Origin of the sequence: Mesorhizobium sp. B2-4-7 (assembly GCF_006442685.1) — a bacterium.
Lineage (GTDB): Bacteria > Pseudomonadota > Alphaproteobacteria > Rhizobiales > Rhizobiaceae > Mesorhizobium.
Genome location: NZ_VFVH01000002.1, coordinates 225,614 through 246,021, shown reverse-complemented (window position 1 = coordinate 246,021; position 20,408 = coordinate 225,614). Strand labels below are relative to the sequence as shown.

Annotated in this window: 20 protein-coding genes; 8 read left to right on the top strand and 12 right to left on the bottom strand. The window is 64.8% G+C overall.

What is annotated here, in order from left to right:
- The first annotated feature begins 18 nt into the window (after nt 1-18).
- From FJ946_RS07875 to FJ946_RS07855, 5 genes are all read left to right on the top strand, one after another.
- Nucleotides 19-885, top strand: coding sequence for an ABC transporter permease (locus FJ946_RS07875; RefSeq protein ID WP_210239460.1), 867 nt, complete (start codon nt 19-21; stop codon nt 883-885).
- On the top strand, nt 882-1,802 hold the full coding sequence (locus tag FJ946_RS07870) for an ABC transporter permease (RefSeq protein ID WP_140563709.1): 921 nt from the start codon (nt 882-884) through the stop codon (nt 1,800-1,802). The genes FJ946_RS07875 and FJ946_RS07870 overlap by 4 nt, the downstream gene beginning before the upstream one ends.
- 34 nt (nt 1,803-1,836) lie before the next feature.
- Nucleotides 1,837-3,480 carry an ABC transporter substrate-binding protein gene (locus FJ946_RS07865; protein ID WP_140732216.1) on the top strand — a complete coding sequence of 548 codons (1,644 nt, stop codon included), beginning with the start codon at nt 1,837-1,839 and terminating at the stop codon, nt 3,478-3,480.
- On the top strand, nt 3,470-4,414 hold the full coding sequence (locus tag FJ946_RS07860) for an acetamidase/formamidase family protein (protein ID WP_140491553.1): 945 nt from the start codon (nt 3,470-3,472) through the stop codon (nt 4,412-4,414). Before FJ946_RS07865 ends, FJ946_RS07860 begins: the two co-directional genes overlap by 11 nt.
- A 163-nt stretch (nt 4,415-4,577) precedes the next feature.
- On the top strand, nt 4,578-6,353 hold the full coding sequence (locus FJ946_RS07855) for an ABC transporter ATP-binding protein (protein ID WP_140563705.1): 1,776 nt from the start codon (nt 4,578-4,580) through the stop codon (nt 6,351-6,353).
- A gap of 85 nt (nt 6,354-6,438) precedes the next feature.
- Here FJ946_RS07855 and ggt read toward each other — a convergent pair whose 3' ends face one another.
- From ggt to FJ946_RS07830, 5 genes are all read right to left on the bottom strand, one after another.
- Nucleotides 6,439-8,025, bottom strand: a complete 1,587-nt coding sequence (gene ggt, locus FJ946_RS07850; RefSeq protein ID WP_140563703.1) for a gamma-glutamyltransferase — start codon at nt 8,023-8,025, stop codon at nt 6,439-6,441.
- 48 nt (nt 8,026-8,073) lie between these two features.
- On the bottom strand, nt 8,074-8,874 hold the full coding sequence (locus FJ946_RS07845) for an ABC transporter permease (RefSeq protein WP_140491547.1): 801 nt from the start codon (nt 8,872-8,874) through the stop codon (nt 8,074-8,076).
- Nucleotides 8,871-9,797 carry an ABC transporter permease gene (locus FJ946_RS07840; RefSeq protein ID WP_140554659.1) on the bottom strand — a complete coding sequence of 309 codons (927 nt, stop codon included), beginning with the start codon at nt 9,795-9,797 and terminating at the stop codon, nt 8,871-8,873. Before FJ946_RS07840 ends, FJ946_RS07845 begins: the two co-directional genes overlap by 4 nt.
- The gene (locus FJ946_RS07835) at nt 9,797-10,879 is read right to left on the bottom strand and encodes an ABC transporter ATP-binding protein (RefSeq protein ID WP_140554658.1); all 1,083 of its coding nucleotides are present in this window, start codon (nt 10,877-10,879) and stop codon (nt 9,797-9,799) included. The genes FJ946_RS07840 and FJ946_RS07835 overlap by 1 nt, the downstream gene beginning before the upstream one ends.
- Before the next feature lie 69 nt (nt 10,880-10,948).
- Nucleotides 10,949-11,989: an ABC transporter substrate-binding protein gene (locus tag FJ946_RS07830; protein ID WP_140514265.1), complete on the bottom strand. Its 1,041-nt coding sequence runs from the start codon at nt 11,987-11,989 to the stop codon at nt 10,949-10,951.
- Nucleotides 11,990-12,207: 218 nt separating this feature from the next.
- Here FJ946_RS07830 and FJ946_RS07825 point away from each other — a divergent pair, with 218 nt between their 5' ends.
- Together FJ946_RS07825 and FJ946_RS07820 are read left to right on the top strand one after the other, a co-directional pair.
- The gene (locus FJ946_RS07825; protein ID WP_181165185.1) at nt 12,208-12,909 is read left to right on the top strand and encodes a GntR family transcriptional regulator; all 702 of its coding nucleotides are present in this window, start codon (nt 12,208-12,210) and stop codon (nt 12,907-12,909) included.
- Between the two features lie 141 nt (nt 12,910-13,050).
- Complete coding sequence (locus tag FJ946_RS07820) at nt 13,051-13,608, top strand: TMEM175 family protein (RefSeq protein ID WP_246673014.1); 558 nt, start codon at nt 13,051-13,053, stop codon at nt 13,606-13,608.
- 158 nt (nt 13,609-13,766) lie between these two features.
- Here the strand turns inward: FJ946_RS07820 and FJ946_RS07815 are convergent, their stop codons facing one another.
- From FJ946_RS07815 to FJ946_RS07795, 5 genes are all read right to left on the bottom strand, one after another.
- Nucleotides 13,767-14,507: a carboxymuconolactone decarboxylase family protein gene (locus FJ946_RS07815; protein ID WP_348640497.1), complete on the bottom strand. Its 741-nt coding sequence runs from the start codon at nt 14,505-14,507 to the stop codon at nt 13,767-13,769.
- A gap of 63 nt (nt 14,508-14,570) precedes the next feature.
- On the bottom strand, nt 14,571-15,029 hold the full coding sequence (locus FJ946_RS07810) for a cupin domain-containing protein (RefSeq protein WP_140563697.1): 459 nt from the start codon (nt 15,027-15,029) through the stop codon (nt 14,571-14,573).
- Between the two features lie 56 nt (nt 15,030-15,085).
- A complete protein-coding gene (locus FJ946_RS07805) occupies nt 15,086-16,102 on the bottom strand; it encodes a zinc-dependent alcohol dehydrogenase family protein (RefSeq protein WP_140563695.1) in 1,017 nt (338 codons plus the stop codon).
- Between the two features lie 16 nt (nt 16,103-16,118).
- Nucleotides 16,119-16,469, bottom strand: a complete 351-nt coding sequence (locus FJ946_RS07800) for a cyclophilin-like fold protein (protein ID WP_318012490.1) — start codon at nt 16,467-16,469, stop codon at nt 16,119-16,121.
- A gap of 113 nt (nt 16,470-16,582) precedes the next feature.
- On the bottom strand, nt 16,583-17,773 hold the full coding sequence (locus tag FJ946_RS07795) for an MFS transporter (protein ID WP_140563691.1): 1,191 nt from the start codon (nt 17,771-17,773) through the stop codon (nt 16,583-16,585).
- 167 nt (nt 17,774-17,940) lie between these two features.
- Here FJ946_RS07795 and FJ946_RS07790 point away from each other — a divergent pair, with 167 nt between their 5' ends.
- On the top strand, nt 17,941-18,834 hold the full coding sequence (locus FJ946_RS07790; protein ID WP_140563689.1) for a LysR family transcriptional regulator: 894 nt from the start codon (nt 17,941-17,943) through the stop codon (nt 18,832-18,834).
- Nucleotides 18,835-18,934: 100 nt separating this feature from the next.
- On the opposite strand, the gene FJ946_RS07785 is transcribed toward FJ946_RS07790, so the two are convergent.
- Both FJ946_RS07785 and FJ946_RS07780 read right to left on the bottom strand, forming a co-directional pair.
- The gene (locus tag FJ946_RS07785) at nt 18,935-19,324 is read right to left on the bottom strand and encodes a DUF4440 domain-containing protein (protein WP_140563687.1); all 390 of its coding nucleotides are present in this window, start codon (nt 19,322-19,324) and stop codon (nt 18,935-18,937) included.
- 82 nt (nt 19,325-19,406) lie between these two features.
- The gene (locus FJ946_RS07780; RefSeq protein ID WP_140563685.1) at nt 19,407-20,384 is read right to left on the bottom strand and encodes an alpha/beta hydrolase; all 978 of its coding nucleotides are present in this window, start codon (nt 20,382-20,384) and stop codon (nt 19,407-19,409) included.
- Between the last annotated feature and the right edge of the window lie 24 nt (nt 20,385-20,408).

The following is a 20,408-nucleotide window of genomic DNA, read 5'->3' as shown; positions in this document are numbered from 1 at the left end:
CTCCCGGCGGCCGCACGCATGCCGGTCAAGTCGCGCGCCGGCGTCTGGCGCCGGCTGGTCAAACGCCGCCTGGCGCTGCTCGGTCTGTTCATCGTCGCCATCGTCCTTGCCGGCGCGATCCTCGCGCCATGGCTGACCGGCTATGACCCGAATGAGCAGATGTTCGACGGGCTGACGTTGGAAGGCTCGCCCTTGCCGCCTGACGCAAAATTCTGGCTGGGCACCGATCTGCTCGGCCGCGACCTGTTGACCCGCATCCTCTACGGCGCCCGCACCTCGCTGATCATCGGCATCGCCGCCAACGGCGTGGCGCTGTTGATCGGCACGCTGGTCGGCGTCACGGCGGGTTATTTCCGCGGCTGGATCGGCAGTGCTCTCATGCGCTTCACCGATCTGATGATGGCGTTTCCGGCATTGCTGCTCGCCATTTGTCTCGCGGCCGTGTTCGAGCCAAGTCTCTGGATCGTCGCTCTGGTCATCGCGCTGGTCAACTGGGTGCAGACCGCGCGTGTCATCTATACCGAAACCTCCTCGCTCGCCGAACGCGAGTTCATCGACGCCGAACGCACCATCGGGGCGAGCGCGCCGCGCATCCTGTTTCGTCACATCCTGCCGCATCTCCTGCCCACCATCATCGTCTGGGGCACGCTCGGCATCTCGACCACGGTGCTGCTGGAAGCAACGCTCTCCTTCCTCGGCATCGGCGTGCAGCCGCCGACGGCCTCCTGGGGCAACATCATCTTCGAGAACCAGACCTACTTCCAGGCGGCGCCCTGGCTGGTGTTCTTCCCGGGTGCGGCGATCCTGGCGCTGGCGCTGGCCTTCAACCTGATCGGCGACGCGCTGCGCGACATCCTCGATCCGACGCAAAGGGGCCGGGCATGATCGCCTATCTCGGCCGCCGCCTGATCCAGTCGCTGCTCATCCTGCTCGGCGTCTCGCTGATCACCTTCGCGCTGCTTTATTTGCTGCCTGCCGACCCGGTGCGCCAGATCGCCGGCCGCAGCGCCACGCCGCAGACGGTCGAGAACATCCGCCAGCAGCTCGGCCTCGACCAGCCCTTCGTGGTCCAGTACTGGCACTATCTCACGAAGCTCGCCAGCGGCGATCTCGGCCGCTCCTACATCCAACGCTCCGAGGTCACCGAACTGATCGTCTCGCGGCTGCCGGCGAGCCTGCTTCTGATGGTCGGCGCCATCCTGTGCGAATTGCTGATCGGGCTCTCGATGGGCCTGACCGCCGCCGTCAAGCGCGGCACCGCCACCGACCAGACGCTGATGGTCGCCTCCTTCGTCGGCGTCTCGGCGCCGCAATTCGTCGTCGGCCTGCTTTTGCTCTACGTGTTCGCCGTGCGGCTCGGCTGGTTCCCGATCGGCGGCTACGGCACCTGGCGCCATCTGGTACTACCGTCGTTAACCATGGGCATTCTCGGCGCGGGCTGGTACGCGCGCATGATGCGCTCCTCGATGATCGACGTGCTCCGCCAGGATTATGTGCGCACCGCGCGCGCCAAGGGCCTTGCGCGCCGCGCCATCCTGTTCCGCCATGCGCTCCCCAACGCCATCCTGCCGGTCATCGCCATGATCGGCATCGACATCGGCATCTTCATGGGCGGCATCGTGGTGGTCGAAAGCGTGTTCGGCTGGCCAGGCATCGGCCAGCTCGCCTGGCAGGCGATCCAGCGCGTCGACATTCCGATCATCATGGGCGTCACGCTGGTGTCGGCCTTCGCCATCGTGCTCGGTAATCTCTTGGCCGACATCATCGCCCCGTTCATCGATCCCCGCATCAAGCTCAGATGAAACCAGAAAACCAACAGAGAAAGGGAACATAACAATGAAAAAGCTTCTCGCATCAACCGTGGCCGCATCGGCGCTGGCGCTGATGCTCGGCATGACGAGCGTCCGCGCCGAGGACGCCGTCGACCCCAACGCCAAGCAGGGCGGCGCCATCACCATCACCTACAAGGACGATGTCGCGACCCTCGATCCGGCGATCGGCTATGACTGGCAGAACTGGTCGATGATCAAGAGCCTGTTCGACGGGCTGATGGACTACGAGCCGGGCACCACCAATCTCAGGCCCGACCTCGCCGAAAGCTACGAGATCTCGCCCGACGGCAAGACCTTCACCTTCAAGCTGCGCCATGGTGTGAAATTCCACAATGGCCGCGAAATGACCGCCGAGGACGTGAAATACTCGCTCGACCGCGTCACCAATCCCAAGACGCAGAGCCCCGGCGCCGGATTCTTCGGCTCGATCAAGGGCTATGACGATGTCGCCGCCGGCAAGGCCGAAAGCCTGTCCGGCGTCACCGTCGTCGATCCCTATACCGTCAAGTTCGAGCTGACCCGGCCCGACGCCACCTTCCTGCATGTCATGGCCATCAACTTCTCGCATGTCGTGCCGAAGGAAGAGGTCGAGAAATACGGCGCCGATTTCGGCAAGCATCCGGTCGGCACCGGCGCCTTCAAGCTCGCCGAGTGGACGCTCGGCCAGCGCATCGTCTTCGAGCGCAACGCGGACTACTGGCACAAGGGACTGCCGCATCTGGACAAGATCACCTTCGAGATCGGCCAAGAGCCGATCGTGGCGCTGCTGCGCCTTCAGAAGGGCGAGATCGACGTGCCCGGCGATGGCATTCCGCCGGCCAAGTTCCAGGAGGTGATGGCCGATCCCGAGCAGAAGGCGCGCGTCGTCGAGGGCGGGCAGCTGCACACCGGCTACGTCACCATGAACACCACCATGGCGCAGTTCGACAATGTGAAGGTGCGCCAGGCGGTCAACATGGCGATCAACAAGGCGCGTGTCGTCCAGATCATCAACAACCGTGCCGTGCCGGCCAACCAGCCGCTGCCGCCCTCGATGCCGGGCTACGACAAGGCGTACAAGGGCTATCCCTATGACGTCGCCAAAGCCAAGGCGCTGCTGGCCGAAGCCGGCCATCCCGACGGCTTCGAGACGCAGCTTTTCGCCATGAACACCGATCCCAATCCGCGCATCGCGCAGGCGATCCAGCAGGACCTCGCGGCGATCGGCATCAAGGCCAGCATCCAGTCGCTCGCCCAGGCAAACGTCATCGCCGCCGGCGGCGACAAGGCCGGCGCGCCGATGATCTGGTCGGGCGGCATGGCCTGGATCGCCGACTTCCCGGACCCATCGAACTTCTACGGTCCGATCCTCGGCTGTGCTGGCGCGGTGCCTGGCGGCTGGAACTGGTCGTGGTATTGCAACAAGGACCTCGACGCCAAGGCGGCCGAGGCCGACTCGGTGGTCGACCCGGCTAAAGCCGCCGAGCGCGACAAGATGTGGAGCGCCATCTACGACAAGGTGATGGAGGACGCGCCCTGGGCGCCGGTCTTCAACGAGCAGCGCTTCACCATGAAGTCCGCGCGCATGGGCGGCGCCGACAACCTCTATGTCGACCCGGTCCATATCCCGATCAACTACGACAATGTGTACGTAAAAGATGTGCAATAACTGCGACTACACCATCCACGGACGCCATCACCATTTCGGCTGGGACAATTCCTTTGCCCCGGCGCAGCGCGTGGCGCCCGGCTCGACCATCGAGTTTCAGTGCCTCGATTCCTCCGGTGGCCAGCTCAAGCCCGACAGCACCGTCGCCGACATCGCCAAGCTCGACTTCGCCGGGATCAACCCTGTCACCGGGCCGATTTTCGTCGAGGGCGCCGAGCCGGGCGACGCGCTGAAGGTGACGATCGAGATGTTCAAACCGTCCGGCTTCGGCTGGACGGCGAACATTCCAGGTTTCGGCCTGCTCGCCGACGACTTCAAGCAGCCGGCGCTCAACATCTGGAAATACGATGCCGCCTCGCTGGAGCCGGCCTTGTTCGGCAAGAACGGCCGCGTGCCGCTGAAACCCTTCGCCGGCACCATCGGCAACGCGCCGGGCGAGATGGGCCATCACTCGGTGGTGCCGCCCCGCCGCGTCGGCGGCAATCTGGACATTCGCGACCTCGCCGCCGGCACAACGCTCTATCTGCCGGTGGAGGTGGCCGGCGCGCTGTTTTCGGTCGGCGACACGCATGCCGCGCAGGGCGATGGCGAGGTCTGCGGCACGGCGATCGAAAGCCCGATGGACGTCGTGCTCAAGCTCGACCTTGTCAAGGACGCCAGGCTGAAGATGCCGCGCTTCACCACGCCCGGCCCGGTGACGCGCCACCTCGACACCAAGGGTTACGAGGTGACCACCGGCATCGGCCCGGACCTGATGACCGGCGCGAAAGAGGCGGTCGCCCAGATGATCGACCTGCTCGCCGGCCGTTACCAGATCGATCCGGTCGAGGCCTATATGCTGGCCTCGGTCTGTGGCGATCTCAGGATCAGCGAGATCGTCGACATGCCGAACTGGGTGGTGTCGTTCTACTTCCCGCGCTGCGTGTTCGAATGATGTTCGGTCGGCGCTGCACCCCCACCCCGCTGCTTCGCAGCGACCCTCGCCACAAGGGGGAGGGTAAAAAACCGGCGCCCTACCTCCCCCTTGTGGGGAGGTCGGACCGAAGGTCCGGGTGGGGGGCGCCACAGAATAAATCCCTTGCAGGTTTGCGTCTGCAATGACCTCAGCCACCGAAACAATTCTCGACATCGCCAATCTCTCCGTCTCCGTGCGTGGCGAGGACGGCGAGCGCGACGTCGTCTCCAACCTCTCTCTGACGCTTTCACGCGGCGAGACGCTCTGCATCGCCGGCGAATCCGGCTCCGGCAAATCGATGACCGCGCTGGCGATCATGCAACTACTGCCGCAGCCCGCCGCGCGCATATCTTCGGGCACGATCCGCCTTCTTGGCGGGGATGCGGGCGACACCGATCTCACAGCGCTCGACGAGCGCCGGATGCGCCGCATCCGCGGCGACCGCGTCGCCATGATCTTTCAGGAGCCGATGACCTCGCTGAACCCGGTGCTGTCGATCGGCCGCCAGCTCACCGAATCCATCGAGGCGCACACCAGCCCCTCGCGCGCCGAGGCCCGAAGCCGCGCCATCGAGGCGTTGAAGGCAGTGCGCATTTCGGAAGCCGAAAGCCGGCTGAAACAGTTTCCGCATGAGCTGTCCGGCGGCATGCGCCAGCGGGTGATGATCGCCATGGCGCTGGCGCTCGAGCCGGACGTGCTGATCGCCGACGAGCCGACGACTGCGCTCGACGTCACCGTGCAGGGCGAGATTCTGGAACTGCTGCGCGACCTGCAGCGCCAGCACGGCACCAGCGTCATCCTCATCACTCACGACATGGGCGTGGTCGCCGAAATGGCCGACCGCGTCATCATCATGCGGCATGGCCGCATGGTCGAGGAAGGCAAGACATCGGACATTTTTGCTCGCCCGCGAGCCGACTACACGCGCGAGCTGCTCGCCGCCGTGCCGCGCATCGGCACTGGCGCCGGCCGCCAGAAATCGAAAGAGATTGCCGAGCCGGCTGCGCCGGCAAACGTCGCCGATGTCACCGATCTGCATGTCCGGTTCGACCTGCGTGGCGGCTTCTTCGGCCGGGTCAACCGGCGCGTCCATGCCGTCGAAGGCGTCAGCTTTTCGATCGCGCCCAACGAAGCGCTGGCGCTGGTGGGCGAGTCCGGCTGCGGCAAGTCGACCACCGCCAAGGCGCTGGCCGGACTGGTGCCTTATACCGGCGACATCGTCATCGGCGGACGCAACCTGTCGGGCCTCGGCCGCGACGAGCGCAAGGCGGTGCGCCGCGACGTGCAGATGATCTTCCAGGACCCCTACGCTTCGCTCGACCCGCGCATGCGCGTCGGCGATCTCGTCGCCGAGCCGCTGGTCATCCATGGCGTCGCTTCGAAGGAAGAGCGCAGGGAGCGGGTGGCGGCATTATTCGAGCGTGTCGGCCTGTCGGCCGGCCAGATGGAGCTCTATCCCCACGAATTCTCCGGCGGCCAGCGCCAGCGCGTCTGCATCGCCCGTGCCCTGGCGCTCAGGCCGAAGCTGATCATCGCCGACGAAAGCGTTTCGGCCCTCGACGTTTCCGTGCAGGCGCGCGTGCTCGGCCTGCTGAAGGAATTGCAGCGCGAATTCGGCGTCGCCTACCTCTTCATCTCGCACGACATGGCCGTGGTCGAAAACATCTCCGACCGCGTCGCCGTCATGTATCTCGGCCAGATCGTCGAAATGGGCACGCGCGACCAGGTTTTCTCCAACCCGCGCCACCCTTACACCAGGCGGCTGATCGAAGCCGTGCCGGTGCCCGATCCGGCGAAGCGCAGGAGCCGGTTCGCAAGGCTGGACCAGGAGATTCCGAGTGCGACGCGGAGGCTGGGCGAGAGCCCGCAGAGGCTGGTGCTGAGCGATGTCGGAGGCGGTCACCTGGTGGCGGGGTGAGGGTATGCTGCTCATGTGGGGCGGCGCCGACGCTTGCTGCGGCAACTGCAGCCAAATCCGAGCCGCGACGGCTGTCCCGATCCCATCAATACCCAAGCGCCATTCCGTCCTTGCGTGGATCCGACGCCCCGGTCAGCGTTCCCTTTTCCCAGTCGATCAGCACCGCCTGGCCGCCGCCGAGCGGATGGTGCGGCTGGGTGATGGCATGGCCGCGGCGGCGCAGGCCTTCGATCGCATCAGCGGGAACACCGCGCTCGGCCTCCACCATGCCGTCATTGTAGAACACTCGCGGCGCATCGAGCGCCTGCTGCGGGTCCATGCCGAAGTCGAGCATGTTGGTCAAAAGATGGACATGGCCGAACGGCTGGTAGCCGCCGCCCATGACGCCGAACGGCATCACCACGCGGCCGTTTCGCGTCGCCATGCCGGGCATGATCGTGTGCATCGGCCGCTTGCCGGGCGCGATGGCGTTCGGATGCGCCGGGTCGAGGCGGAAGCTCGAGCCGCGGTTCTGCAGCACCACGCCGGTCTTCGGGCCGACGACGCCGCTGCCGAAGGAATAATAGGTCGAGTTGATGAAGGAGACCGCGTTGCGGTCGCGGTCGACGATGGAGATGTAGACCGTGTCGCTGCCGGGCAGCTGCACATCCGGCAGGTGCGTCATGGCACGCTGGCGGTCGATCTCGGCGCGCAGCCGCTCGGCATAGGCGGCCGACAGAAGCTCTTTTACCGGCACCGGCACATGGTCCTGGTCGCCGAGGAAACGGTCGCGGTCGCGGTAGGCCAACCGCCCCGCTTCGATCTCCAAGTGCAGGCGCTCGGCGCCGCCGGGGTCGAGCTCGCCGAGCCTGAGCCCCGACAGCACATTCAGCATCACGAGCGCCGTCAGCCCCTGATTGTTCGGCGGCATCTGGTGGATCTCGTGGCCGCCATAGGAGACGCTGACCGGCGCTACATAATCGCCCTTGGTCGAAGCGAAATCCTCAAGCGAATGCAGTCCGCCCAACGCCCTGAGCCGGCTCACAATGTCGTCGGCCACGGTGCCTTCATAGAACCCGGCGCGGCCATGCCTGGCAATGATGCGTAAGGTGGCGGCAAGCTCCGGCTGCCGGTGCACGTCGCCGGCCCTGGGCGCCTCGCCGCCCGGCAGGAAAATGCGCGCGGCGTGCTCGTCGGCCGACAGGTCGGTCTCCGGTTCGGCCCAGTCGAAGGCGACGCGGTCATGCACGACATAGCCGTTCTCGGCATAGTTGATCGCCGGCGCCAACACCTCTGCAAGGTCCTTGCTGCCATGGTCTTCCAGCAGCCTGCACCAGGCGTCGATCGCGCCGGGCACGGTCACGGCATGCGGTCCCTGTTTGGGAAGTTCGCTGAAGCCTTTGTCGCGATACCAGTCCACGGTCGCCTTGGCGGGCGCCCGGCCGGAGCCATTGAAAGCCAGCACGTGTCCCTGCCCCGCGGGGCAATAGAGGACAAAGCAGTCGCCGCCTATGCCGGTCGATTGCGGCTCGACCACGCCCTGCACGGCGGCGGCGCAGACAGCGGCGTCCATGGCATTGCCGCCGGCGCGCAGCATGTCAATGGCTGCAAGCGTCGAAAGCGGATGCGAGGTCGCGGCGATCGCTTCGGTGGCACGGACCGGCGAGCGGCCGGGAAACTGGAAATCACGCATTCTGTCCGAATATCTCCTGGTCACTTGAAGCCAATTGGTCCGGTGAAATCAATGCCGTCTGCCGAAGATCTGCGCCACCGACAAGAGCACGACCGACAGCACGATCAGGCAGGTCGAGATGGCAGCGATCGTCGGGTCTATCTGGTCGCGCAGGGCGTTGAACATGCGGCGCGTCAAGGTCGTCGTCTCGCCGCCCGATATGAACAGCGAAACCACCACTTCGTCGAAGGAGGTGATGAAGGCAAACAGCGCGCCCGAAACGATCGAGAAGCGGATCTGCGGCATGGTCACCTGCCAGAAGGCGGCGACGCGTCCGGCGCCGAGGCTGCGCGCCACGCGCTCTTGGTTCATGTCATAGGAGCGCAAGCCGGACAGCACCGTCAGCACCACCAGCGGCAGCGCCTGCACCGTATGCGCGATGACCAGGCCGGTCAGCGTGTTGTTGAGCCCGATGCGCGCATAGAGGAAGAAGGTGCCGATGCCGATCAAGATCACCGGCACGATCAGCGACGCGGTCATCAGCGCGTTGATGGTGCCGTTGAAGCGCAGGGTGCCCCGGTTGATGGCATAGGCGGCGGCCGTGCCGAGCGGCGTCGCCACCAGCGCGGTCATAACGGCCACCTTGACCGAGACCACCGTCGCGTCGCGCCACTCCAGCGACTGGAAGTAGGTCTGGTACCAACGCAGCGACCATTGCTGCGGCGGAAACTGCAGCAGCGTCGAATCCGAAAACGACATGATGACGATGATGACCGACGGCGCGATCAGGAACAGCAGCACGAGGCCGCCCAGCGCATAGAGCCACAGACGTTGCCGGTGCGAGATCGGCAGGCCGACATCTCCGCTCATCGCGAACTCCACACACCTGTGGCGCGCGCGCCGAGCAGCCACTGGAACAGGCCGAGCAGCGCCAGCGTGACCACGAGCAGCACGACGCCGAGCGCCGCGCCGGCGCCCCAGTTGGAATAGAGGCTGGTGGTCTGTTCCATGCGCATCGCCCACATGACGACCTTGCCGCCGCCCATCAGCGCCGGCGTGACGAAAAAGCCCAGGCACAGCACGAAGACGATGACCACGCCCGAGGCGAGGCCGGGCAGCGACAGCGGAAAGAAGATCTGCCGGAAGGTGGCGACGGGGCCGGCGCCCAGATTCATCCCGGCGCGCAGGCAGTCGGTGTCGATGGTCTTCATCGAGGCGTAGAGCGGCAGCACCAGGAACGGCAGCAATATATGCGTCATGCCGATGACGACGCCGGAAAAATTGTTGGCCAGCGGCAGCGGCTGGCTGATGACTCCGAGGTCGATCAGCCAACTGTTGATCAGCCCCTTGCGCTGCAGGATCACCAGCCAGGCATAGGTGCGCACCAGCACCGATGTCCAGAACGGCAGGATGACGAAGATCAGGCAGATCGACGCCGCCCGGCGCGGCAGTTGCGACAGCATGTAGGCCAAGGGATAGCCCAGCAGCACGCAGGCGGCGGTGACGATGAAGGCGACCTTGAAGGTGGTGAGGAAGGTCTTGATGTAGGAGGCCTGCTCGAAGAAGCGCGCATAGTTGGCGGCGCTCAAGACGCCGGCCTCGTCGAACAGCGACAGCCAGAACAGCCAGCCGATCGGCACGATGATGATGGCAAAGACGAGGAACAGACTTGGCGCCAGCAGCGCCAGCAGCCGAAACTGCTCGCGCCACGCATCGGCGCGCAACGCATGCGCGTTCAGGTCCTGGGTCATGGCGCCAATTGCCTCGTCCATCGCGGCGGTTTGCACGCTCATCAGTCCGCCGCCACCAGGATCGTATCCTGCGCATCAAGGCCAAGCGCGATCGGCTGCCCGGCGGCCGGCAACCTGGCCAGCACGTCGCTGCGGCAATAGTCGCGCAATGTCAGCTGCCTGCCGTCGCGCAGCACGGCGTAGCAGACGAAGCTGTCGCCCTGATAAATCACGTCACTGAGCGTCGCGCTGAGCACGTTGACGCCCTTGGCCGGCTCTGCATTTGCCAGCAGCCGCAGCTTTTCCGGCCGCACCACCATCAGCTGCTGGCCCGATGCCGGCGCCGGCGCCGCGGTGTGGATTTGCCTGTCCTCGTACCAGACCGAACCGCTGCGGCATTCGACGGGAATGAAATTCGATTCCCCGATGAAGCCGGCGACGAACCGGGTGCGCGGCGCGGCGTAGAGAATTTCGGGCTTGTCGAGCTGCTCGATGCGCCCGGCATTCATGACGGCGATACGATCCGACATGGTGATCGCCTCGCGCTGGTCGTGCGTGACATAGACAGTCGTCATGCCAAGCCGCCGATGCAGGGCGCGCAGTTCGATCTGCATGTGCTCGCGCAGGCCCTTGTCCAACGCCGACAGCGGCTCGTCCATCAGCACGATGCGCGGCTCGAACACGATGGCGCGCGCCAGCGCCACGCGCTGGCGCTGGCCACCGGAGAGCTGGTCGACGCGCCGTTCGCCGAGGCCCTGCAACTTCACCAACTCCAGCGCTTTCTCGACGCGTTCCACCGTCTCGGCGGCCGGAACGCGGCGCTGCTTCAGCGGAAAGGCGATGTTGTGGAAGACGTTCATATGCGGGAACAGGGCATAGTTCTGGAACACCATGCCGATATTGCGCCTGTGCGGCGGCGTGGTGATGATCTCCTCGTCGCCGACCTTGATTGAGCCGGCATTGGCCCTGACGAATCCCGCCAGGATCATCAGCAGCGTCGTCTTTCCGGAGCCGGAAGGGCCGAGCAACGTCAGGAATTCGCCGGCCGCGACGTCGAGATTGAGGTCGCGCAGCACCGATACGGAGCCAAAACGTTTCTCTATCGCGCGCATGCCGATCGGCAGCGCGGATGGCGCAATGGACAAGATTGTTTTCTCCTAGGCAGGACTCCAAGAAGCAGGGCCAGGCGGCCCCGCAATGTCAGGGTTTCCGGTCTATTGCTGGATCAGATTGTTGAACTTCTCCGTCGCCTCGACGAGGTTGTCGCGCCAGAACTCGGCGTCCTGCAGCACCTGCTTCTTGACGTTCTCAGGCGACGAGTTGATGTCCTTGATCCGCTCCGGCGGGATCTTCCCGGTCTCGAACGCCTTCTCGTTGACCGGTCCGTTGTCGACATAAAGCGGCAGATTGGCCTGTAATTGCGGACTGACGAACATCGCCAGCGCCTTCATCGCGACCTCCTTGTTCTTGGCGCCCTTGGGAATGACCATGCAGTCGGCGGTGAGTACGCCCTGGTCGAAGGAGAAGCTGACCGGCGCGCCTTCCTTCTTCAAGGTGCCGGCGCGGCCGTTCCAGATGCTTGCCATGTCGACCTCGCCGTCCTTCACCAGTTGCATGGCCTGCGCGCCGGAAGTCCACCAGGCATCGACATGGCCACGGATCTTGTCGACCGATTTCAGCGCGCCGTCGATGTCGACAGGATAGACCTTGTCGATCGGAATGCCTTCGGCGAGGGCTGCAACGCTAAGCGTCTCCGTCGCCTGGCTGCTGCTCAGTGCGCGCCGTCCGGGAAACTTCTCCACATTCCAGAAGTCGGCCCAGGTCTTGGGGCCTTTGTCACCGAATACGTCGGTCCGGTAGACGAGTACCACGGAGGTGTAGGAGATGCCGACCCAGTCGTCATGCACGAGCTTGGGATTGATGCCGCTCTTGTCGATGAGGTTGTAGTCGAGCTTTTCGAAAAGCCCTTCCTTCGAGCCGCGCGCGCATTCGTCGGCGCCGAGCTCGGTGATGTCCCACTTCACCGCGTTGCCTGTCACCTGCAGGCGCACGTCATCGAGACCGTTGGTCGTGTCTTCCTTGATGGTGATGCCGAGCGCATCGGCGGTCGGCTTGAAGAAGGCCTTGGCCTGCGCCTCCTGATAGGTGCCGCCCCATGAGGCGACGGTAATGGTGTCGCCTGCCGCGGCGGGCGCCGTGACCGTGGCCATGAGGCCCGCTATGGCAACGACGCTAATGCCTTTGGTGCTGTTCATTTCGGTTCTCCAACCGGTGTTCCCATTGTTTTTGATTTCGCATGCGATTTTGTATACAATTTTGAGTGTAGCTCGGGGATCAGCGAAGTCAACACCGCTCGCCGGGGCCTTGGGGCCACCGACCCGGGGCCGGGGAATGGCAAAACGCGCCGATTTTGAATACAGCTACGCGCGAAACACATCGATTTCCGGCACGGACCGGAGACTGGATACGGAACTTGGCCAAGGAAACAAAAAACACGCTGCGCGACTCGGTCTATTCCGCGCTCAAGGCAATGATCGTGACCGGCCAGATCCCGCCGGGCGCGCGCGTCACCGAGAGCGACATTGCGGCAAAGCTGAATGTCAGCCGCACGCCCGTGCGCGAGGCCTTCAACCGCCTCGAGCGCGACGGGTTGGTCACCGGCCGGCCGCGGCAGGGCTACGCCGTCACCGAGTTCGACATAAACATGTTCCGCGAGGCCTTCGACATCCGCGAACTGCTCGACGGCCACGCCACCGAACTGGCGGCGGCTGCGGCCACCGAGAAAGACAAGGCGCGGCTGCGCGCCATGCTGGCCGAATGCGAGAGGCTGGCCGCCATTGCGGATCGAACCACAAGGGAAAAATTCCAGGAGCTTGAAGTCGGCATCGATCTGCACCGCGTCATCGCCGAAATCAGCGGCAATGCCATGCTGCACGGCATGCTGTGCGGCATCCTCGACAAATGCCAGCACTATGTCTGGACGGAACTGCTGTGGCTCGACGAATGGAAGATCGCCCGCGACGAGCATGCCGAGATCGTCGAGGCGATCTGCGCCGGCGACGCCAAGCGCGCCGGCGCCCTGGCGCGCGCCCATGTGCGCGGCTCGCGCGAGAACGTGCTGCGCCTGCTGCAGGCCAAATCGGATTACCAGAGCTTTCTGGCCAAGGCGTCGTGAGCGGGGTTGGACTTGGCGCGAAGCAACGCGTTAGCGATCTCGACTGGGCAGCCATGGATATTGCGGGTGGCGATGCTACCATAGGCCGGACGAACCTCGACAAGGACACTCCAGGTGCTTCCCTCGACAGGGCTTGAGCGATTGAGCGCATTTTCGGATGGCGTGTTCGCCGTCCTTATCACCGTGCTCGTGCTTGACCTGCGCCCACCGGAGGTGCCGACCTTCACTGCGTTGCTGGCCTTGTGGCCGACATGGCTGAGCTACGGCGTGAGCTATCTCTTCATCGCCATCGTCTGGGCGAACCACCATCATCTCCTGCGCCATGCCACGGCGGCGACGACCAGCCTGATGTGGTACAATTTCGCGCACCTGTTCTCGGTGTCGCTGCTGCCGCTGGCAACCGCGTGGATGGCGGTCAGCGAGCTGGCCCCGCAGCCGGTGGCGTTCTACGCGGTCGTCTTCTTCCTGGTGAATCTGCCCTACATTCTCCTGATCCGGGAACTCATCGACCCGATGCCGGCCGACACCGTTCCGCTCAAGGTGCGCAAGGTCATGCGCATCCGCTCGATGGTGACGCTGTGCCTTTTCGGCTTGGCGGCGGTCGTCGCCCTGAAATACCCGATCGCCGGACTGGCGATCTGTTGCTGCTGCCTGACGGTCTATCTCCGGCCGGAAGCGCCGGGATCGCGCGCCGGCTGAGCGCAATGTCAGGTCATGCCGCCCGCGTCGGCTTTCGGCCTCGATCCGCCAGACCGCCCTGAATTTGCGCTGGGCAGTCTCCAGATGCTCGCCGCATCGCCACTTGGCCGCGTCAGGCCGCGCGGCTCGAACGGCAGGGTCGTTACGGTCGAAAATGATCAGTTGGCGGAGCGCTTCTCGAATACGGAGCGTGCGACCGGGGCTGCCGAAAAAGCGTTTGGCCATCCCGCGTAATAGGCGAGATGACTGATCACCTCCGAGGCCTCGGCGCGCGTCAGTCCATTATCCATGGCCCTGTTGAGATGGTAGGGAATCTGCTCCACCTGCCCGGCGGCGACCAGTGCGCTGACCGTCACCAGGCTGCGGTCGCGCGGCGCGAGGTCGGGACGCAGCCACAAGTCGCGAAACAGCACTTCCGTCGTGTCGCGCACCAGGCCCGGCGACGCCGGTCCCGTGCCTTGCTCGACCCGTGCGGCACGATCGGCCTCCGCCTTTTCGTCGAGCGGCAGCAAATCGACGACAGCCTTGGGGAGCTGGTCCGGCCCGATGCCGCGTGCCTCGAACACCGCTTTGGCGATCGCCGTGGCTGCCATCGCGTTGCCCCACCCGGCATAGAAGGCAAGATGCGTGATCATCTCCGAGATCTCGGCCGGCTTCACGCCACTGTCGAGGGCGAGGCTCAACTGCTCCGGCAGGAGTATGCCCTGGTTGCGGGTGACCACCGCCGCGATGGTGACGATGCTGCGATCGCGCCGCGACAGGCCGGGGCGCTTCCAAACGTCATTGGCAAGCTTGTCCGTCGCATAGCGCGCAAGGGCGGGCGAGACGGCCTGCAAATCCTCTGGAGGCAGGCTGCCGGTCTGCGACCCAGTCTGCGCCGCAGCGTCGGCAGCCCCCATCGACAAAGCGAGTGCGAGAATGGTTGAAGGTTTCATGATGATGCCTTTCGTTCCTGCGTACGGTCAGCGGTATTGCTCGTCGGAGACAGGCTCCAGCCAGTCGACATTCTTGCCGTCATGCATGTAGCTCAACGCGATATGGGCCATCGGGCTGGTGGCGGTTGCGCCATGCCAGTGCTTCACCCCGGCGGGAATCCAGACGACGTCGCCTGGATTGATGACGAGGGCCTCCTTGCCGTCTTCGCGAATCCAGCCTTGGCCTGATCTGACGATCAGCAATTGACCGGCAGGATGGGTGTGCCAGACGGTGCGCGCTCCGGGAGCAAAGTTCACCAGCCCCGTGCTTGCGCGCGTTATCTCGGTGGCGGGAAACAGCGCAGTGATGACCGCTTGCCCGGTAAAGTTTTCTGCCGCTCCGATCACCGCCGGCGTGCTGCCGTTTGTCCGGATTTCGATGCCCTGCGCCTGCACGGGCATGGTTCCCGCCACACTCGCGGCCGTTGCTGTCAGGATTTTCTTCATTTTGGTCTCCTTAAGGTTTGCTCCCCTGCATTTGTGGGCTGAACGCAGTGCGGCGCTTACAGACGAAGCAGCGTCTTGATCGCCCGCCTCTCATCCATGGCGCGGTAGCCCTCGGCGACATCGGCCAGCGGCAGGGTCAGGTCGAAGACCTTGCCGGGATTGATCTTGCGCTCCAGCACCAGATCCATCAGATGCGGAAGAAAACGGCGCACGGGCGCGGGGCCGCCGAGCAGGCTCTTCTGGGCGAAGAAGAGGCCCTGGCCGTCGAGCTGGACGCCATGCGGCACGCCGACAAAGCCGATCGAGCCGCCGGGGCGGGCACAGTTGATCGCCTGCATCATGGATTCCTGCGTGCCGACGCATTCCAGCACGGATTCCGCGCCGACGCCGCGGGTCAGCTCCTTGATCCGCGCCACGCCGTCATCGCCGCGCTCCGAAATGATATCGGTGGCGCCGAATTCGAGCGCGAGATCCTGGCGCGTCTTGTGGCGGCTCATGGCGATGATGCGCTCCGCGCCCATCTGCTTGGCCGCGAGCACGCCCATCAGCCCGACCGCGCCGTCACCCACGACGACCGCGGTCGCGCCGGGCTCGACGCGCGCGGCGTCGGCGGCATACCAGCCGGTGCCAAGCACATCCGATGCCGCCAGCAGGCTCGGGATCAGGTCGTCCTCGGGCATGCCGGGGGTGGCGACCAGCGTGCCGTCGGCAAGCGGCACGCGCAGCATCGGCGCCTGCGCCCGGCTCATGAACTCGCGCTGCTCGCAGGACGAGGGGAAGCCGAAGCGGCAATGCGGGCAGGTGTTGTCGGAGGTGCAGAACGAGCCGACGACGAACTGGCCGGGCTTCACCGTTCTCACCGCGCTGCCCACTTCCACCACCACGCCGCAATATTCGTGGCCCATATGCATCGGTTCGTTCAGCGGCTGGAGCCCGCGATAGGGCCACAGGTCGGAGCCGCAGATGCAGGTGGCCGAGAGCTTGAGGATGGCGTCGGTGGGATGAAGGATTTCGGGCTCCGCCACTTCCTCGCAGCGGATGTCGCCGGCACCGTAGAGAACTGTTCCGAGCATCGTTTTCTCCTTGAGCCTATGTCAGGCGTTCTATGCGTATGTTGAAGCGTCCGCCGCGCAGCAGCGGTGCGATACCGCTGTCGAGCCGGCCGAGCCGGATCAGGCCGCGCGAATACCGGTAGGGGCCATAAAAGAAGATGAGATTGCCCCAGGGCGCGTAGTAGGCGATGTCGCCGATGGCCTCACTGTCGAACGGGCCGCTGCCCTCGATCCGCAATTTGCGCGGCAGGTAGCCGATCTTCTCGACGGATGCGTAGTCTTCCAGTGTCAGGTCGAGCGGCAGCATCGCGGCGAAATCCTGCGCGCTCGGATTGTCGAACAGGGAGGCCGTCAGGCGCATCGCGTCCACTTCAATAGCAATCCTCATCAACGGTTTCTCCTGTCCGTCCGTTCCGCGGGCTTGGCCTGGCGCGGCGGAGGGCGCGAACGCGGCTGCCAGTGCGGCGGCAACCGCGGCGCGGCGCGTCATGTGGCTGCGTGTCATGGTGCGCCCTTGCAGTGGTCATGGGCGGCTGCCGCCGCGGCCAGCGCGGATCCCACAAGCAGCACCGCGCCAAGTGCGAAGGGGCTTCGCCAGCCGAGCGTGTCCAGCAGCAGGCCGCCGCCCGCCGCGCCGAGCGTGATGGCGAACTGGATGACGGCGACCTGCAAGCCGCCGCCGGCTTCGGCATCGTCGCGCAGCGCGCGGCTCAGCCAGGTGCCCCAGCCGACCGGCGCCGCGGTTCCGAAAAAGCCCCAGCCGACGAGCAACGCGGTGACGGCCATCGGCATCGATCCAAGCACGATCAATGCGACGGCCAGCAGCGCCATGGCCAGCGGAATGATGATGACGATGCTGTAGAGCCGCGTCTTGAGCAGCCGGCCTATGGTCCAGGTGCCGGCGACGCCTGCTAGTCCCATCACGAGCAGGATCGCCGAGAGCGCCGAAACGCCGACACCGGTCACGGTTTCCAGGAAAGGCCTGAGATAGGTGAAGAGCGCGAACTGGCCCATGAAGAGCAACAGGATCGAGGCCATGCCGAGCGCGACCTGACGGCGCAGCAGCAGCCGGAGGACATTGCCCGACGCCTTGCGGCCGCGTGGCGGCAGCGCAGGCAGGCTGAGGCTTTGCCAGACAAGGGCAAAGAGGGCCAACGGCACCACGAGGAAGAACGCGCCGCGCCAGCCGACATAATCGCCGAGCAGGCTTCCGAGCGGCGCCGATATGGTTGCCGCGACGGCGTTGCCGGCGTTGATCATCGCCAGGCCCTCGGGCACGGAGTCCTCCGGCACGAGGCGCATCACGATCGCGGTGGACATCGACCAGAAACCGCCGATGGCAATGCCGAGCAAGACGCGGCCGATCATCAGCACGGCATAGTTGGGCGCAAAGGTCACCACCAAGCCGGACACGGCGAGCAGCAGCGAGAACGACGTCAGCACCAGCTTGCGGTCGATATGCCGCGTCAGGCCGGCGATGAACAGGCTGGTGAGGACCGCGAAGATGCCGGAGACCGAGATCGCCTGTCCCGCCCGGCCTTCGGTGATGCCGAGCCCGTCGGCGATCGGCGTCAGCAAGCTGACCGGCATGAACTCGGAAGCGATGAGGACGGCGACGCAAAGCGTCATCGAGAACACCGCACCCCATCCTGCCCGAGGCTTCACCAGCCTGTCGTCGTAAGTCGTTTCCATCAGCCGTCACCACGCACAAAAAGCCGGCCGCCGGAAAACGCATCGGCGGCCTGTTCGCGACAGGAGATAGCGCCGGACTATTGGAATGATTAGCGGCTGAAAGTCGCTTGAACTTATCGATGCATGCCATAAATAACGTCGGGCCGTATTCAGCGGGGCAGAAGGCCATGCGCGAAAACTTCAACGATCTTCTGTGGTTCCTGATGGTGGCCGAGGAGCGCAGTTTCACCAAGGCCGCCGCCAAGATCGGTATTACTCAATCGACCCTCAGCCACACCATCAAGCGGCTCGAAACCCGCATGGGCCTGCGGCTGCTGGCGCGAACGACGCGCAGTGTCTCGACGACCGAGGCGGGGGAGCGGTTGCGTCAATCCCTTGCGCCGCGCATCGTCGATATCGAAACCGACATCGCGGCGCTGACGGCCTATCGCGACAAACCCTCGGGGACCGTGCGCATCACCGTCTCCGATCACGCCCTCGAGCAGCTGGTCTGGCCGAAACTGCGGCCCGTCCTTGCCGACTATCCTGACATCAAGCTCGAATTCAGCCGGGACAACGGATTGCGCAACATTGTCGAGGATGGTTTCGATGCTGGCGTGCGGCTTGGCGAAAGCGTGGAGAAGGACATGATCGCCGTGCGCATCGGGCCGGACTGGCGGCTTGTTGCCGTGGGGTCGCCGGCCTACATCGCCGGACGTGGTGTGCCGAAGGCGCCGCAGGACCTGATCGGCCACAATTGCATCAACCTGCGCATGACCAGCGCCGGTGGCCTCTATGCCTGGGAATTCCAGAAGGCCGGCCAGGCTCTGCGCGTCCGCGTCGATGGCCAGCTCGTGTTCAACTCGACCCTGCCGATGGTCGACGCCGCCATTGCCGGCTACGGGCTTGCCTATGTGCCCGAGGATCTGGTCACGGCGCATGTTGCCGCCGGACGGTTGCAACTCGTGCTCGACGATTGGGCGCCGAAATTCGCCGGCTATTATTTATATTATCCGAGCAGTCGCCAGAACTCGCCGGCCTTCAAGGTCATCGTCGAAGCGCTTCGAAAACACAGCCAATGATCGTCCACCGAGAAGCCGACGGCGGGTTGAACGCAATCGGGAATAGGAGCGGCGGACTTCAGACGATGCCGTGCTTCTTCAGCAGCGCCTGCTCATCGCCCTACACCCATCCGAATATCTTCGGCTCCCCGTCGAGTTTCCGGACAAGGTAGTGAACGTCGAAATCTATTTCGACATCCGCTTGGCCCTTGCGGGCGTAGGTCGCGGTCCATGCAACATGGGCAACGCAATGATGCTCGTCGATCGGCGAGATGCGGATGTCGCGTATCCGCATCTCTTTCGTTCCGATTGCCCGGTAGTGGGCATAGCCCTGGGCCATGACTTGCTTGAGTTGATCGTCGTTCTTTCCGGTCACGACGCCGGCAGGCGAGGCGGCTATGAACTCCGACGTGTAGAGCGACGCGGCCTCGTCCATATCCATGCTGCCGCCAAGCGACTCCTTGAAAAACCGCTGATAGCGTTCAAAAAATCTCTTTACGCTCATCTCCATGATTTCCGCGCCTATGGCGCATTCCAGACCCATCCGACAATGAGCTTTCGCCGGCGGCCTCGCGGCCGGTCGTGTCCTCGGATCAGCGCCGTTCCGGCAAGCTCCGGAGGAAATGGATCATCGCGGCATTGACCTCGTCCGGGCGTTCCTGCTGGGTCCAGTGCCCGCAGCCGGGCAGCATCAACTTGTCGCGGAGTTGCGGGACGAAATTTCCGAGATTGGCCAGCAACTGGTCCATTCCGGGGAAGGCGACCACCAGATCGCGGTCGCCCGCTATATAGAGCGCGGGAACCTTGACGCGCGCGCCGGCAAAGGGCGCCATCAGCTCCCAGTTCCGGTCGATGTTGCGGTACCAGTTGAGACCTCCCGCGAAGCCGGTGCGCTGGAACTCGCCCGCGTAGAAATCGAGGTCGCCTTGGCTGAGCCAGGGCGGCAGGCCCGGCGGCGCCTCGACGGCTTGCAGGAAACCTCCATCATGTGGAACCATGCCGATTCCACCCGCGCTCGTGCCCGAGGCATCCCCCGATGCGGCGTAAAGCATGGCCCGCACCGTGGTCCGGGGGTCCCGCTCCAGCTCGGCTTCGGCAATGCCGGGTTGCTGGAAATAGAGCTGGTAGAATTGCGAGTCCGTCGTTCGCGGCATCACGCTGGTTGGGCGCACCTTGGCCCGCGGCCGGAACGGCACGCTGAGGCCGATGACGGCTTGGAACCGGTCCGGGCGCATCAGCGCCGCGTGCCAGGCGACGACGGCGCCCCAGTCGTGGCCGGCGATGATGGCGGTCGGCGCTTCGAAGGCGTCAAGAAGGCCCACCATGTCGCCGACCAGATAGAAGAGCGTATACTGTTCGACCGCCTCCGGCCGATCGCTCTTGCCATAGCCCCGCATGTCGGGGGCGACGGCGTGAAAGCCCGCCGCCGCGAGCGCACTCAATTGATGGCGCCACGAATACCAGGATTCGGGAAAGCCGTGGCACAAGAGCACCAAAGGGCCATCGCCCTGCTCCGCGACGTTGAGGCGGATGCCGTTGGTCTCGACCATTCGCTGCGTTGGCTCGCTCACGGCTGCTTCTCATGCTCGTGTGTC

Excerpts from the sequence above, each read along its gene's own strand:
- FJ946_RS07875 (WP_210239460.1), top strand. The coding sequence starts at position 19 with ATGCCGGTCAAGTCGCGCGCCGGCGTCTGGCGCCGGCTGGTCAAACGC.
- FJ946_RS07870 (WP_140563709.1), top strand. The coding sequence starts at position 882 with ATGATCGCCTATCTCGGCCGCCGCCTGATCCAGTCGCTGCTCATCCTG.
- FJ946_RS07865 (WP_140732216.1), top strand. The coding sequence starts at position 1,837 with ATGAAAAAGCTTCTCGCATCAACCGTGGCCGCATCGGCGCTGGCGCTG.
- FJ946_RS07860 (WP_140491553.1), top strand. The coding sequence starts at position 3,470 with ATGTGCAATAACTGCGACTACACCATCCACGGACGCCATCACCATTTC.
- FJ946_RS07855 (WP_140563705.1), top strand. The coding sequence starts at position 4,578 with ATGACCTCAGCCACCGAAACAATTCTCGACATCGCCAATCTCTCCGTC.
- ggt (WP_140563703.1), bottom strand. The coding sequence starts at position 8,025 with ATGCGTGATTTCCAGTTTCCCGGCCGCTCGCCGGTCCGTGCCACCGAA.
- FJ946_RS07845 (WP_140491547.1), bottom strand. The coding sequence starts at position 8,874 with ATGAGCGGAGATGTCGGCCTGCCGATCTCGCACCGGCAACGTCTGTGG.
- FJ946_RS07840 (WP_140554659.1), bottom strand. The coding sequence starts at position 9,797 with ATGAGCGTGCAAACCGCCGCGATGGACGAGGCAATTGGCGCCATGACC.
- FJ946_RS07830 (WP_140514265.1), bottom strand. The coding sequence starts at position 11,989 with ATGAACAGCACCAAAGGCATTAGCGTCGTTGCCATAGCGGGCCTCATG.
- FJ946_RS07815 (WP_348640497.1), bottom strand. The coding sequence starts at position 14,507 with ATGGGGGCTGCCGACGCTGCGGCGCAGACTGGGTCGCAGACCGGCAGC.
- FJ946_RS07810 (WP_140563697.1), bottom strand. The coding sequence starts at position 15,029 with ATGAAGAAAATCCTGACAGCAACGGCCGCGAGTGTGGCGGGAACCATG.
- FJ946_RS07805 (WP_140563695.1), bottom strand. The coding sequence starts at position 16,102 with ATGCTCGGAACAGTTCTCTACGGTGCCGGCGACATCCGCTGCGAGGAA.
- FJ946_RS07800 (WP_318012490.1), bottom strand. The coding sequence starts at position 16,469 with ATGAGGATTGCTATTGAAGTGGACGCGATGCGCCTGACGGCCTCCCTG.
- FJ946_RS07795 (WP_140563691.1), bottom strand. The coding sequence starts at position 17,773 with ATGGAAACGACTTACGACGACAGGCTGGTGAAGCCTCGGGCAGGATGG.
- FJ946_RS07790 (WP_140563689.1), top strand. The coding sequence starts at position 17,941 with ATGCGCGAAAACTTCAACGATCTTCTGTGGTTCCTGATGGTGGCCGAG.
- FJ946_RS07785 (WP_140563687.1), bottom strand. The coding sequence starts at position 19,324 with ATGGAGATGAGCGTAAAGAGATTTTTTGAACGCTATCAGCGGTTTTTC.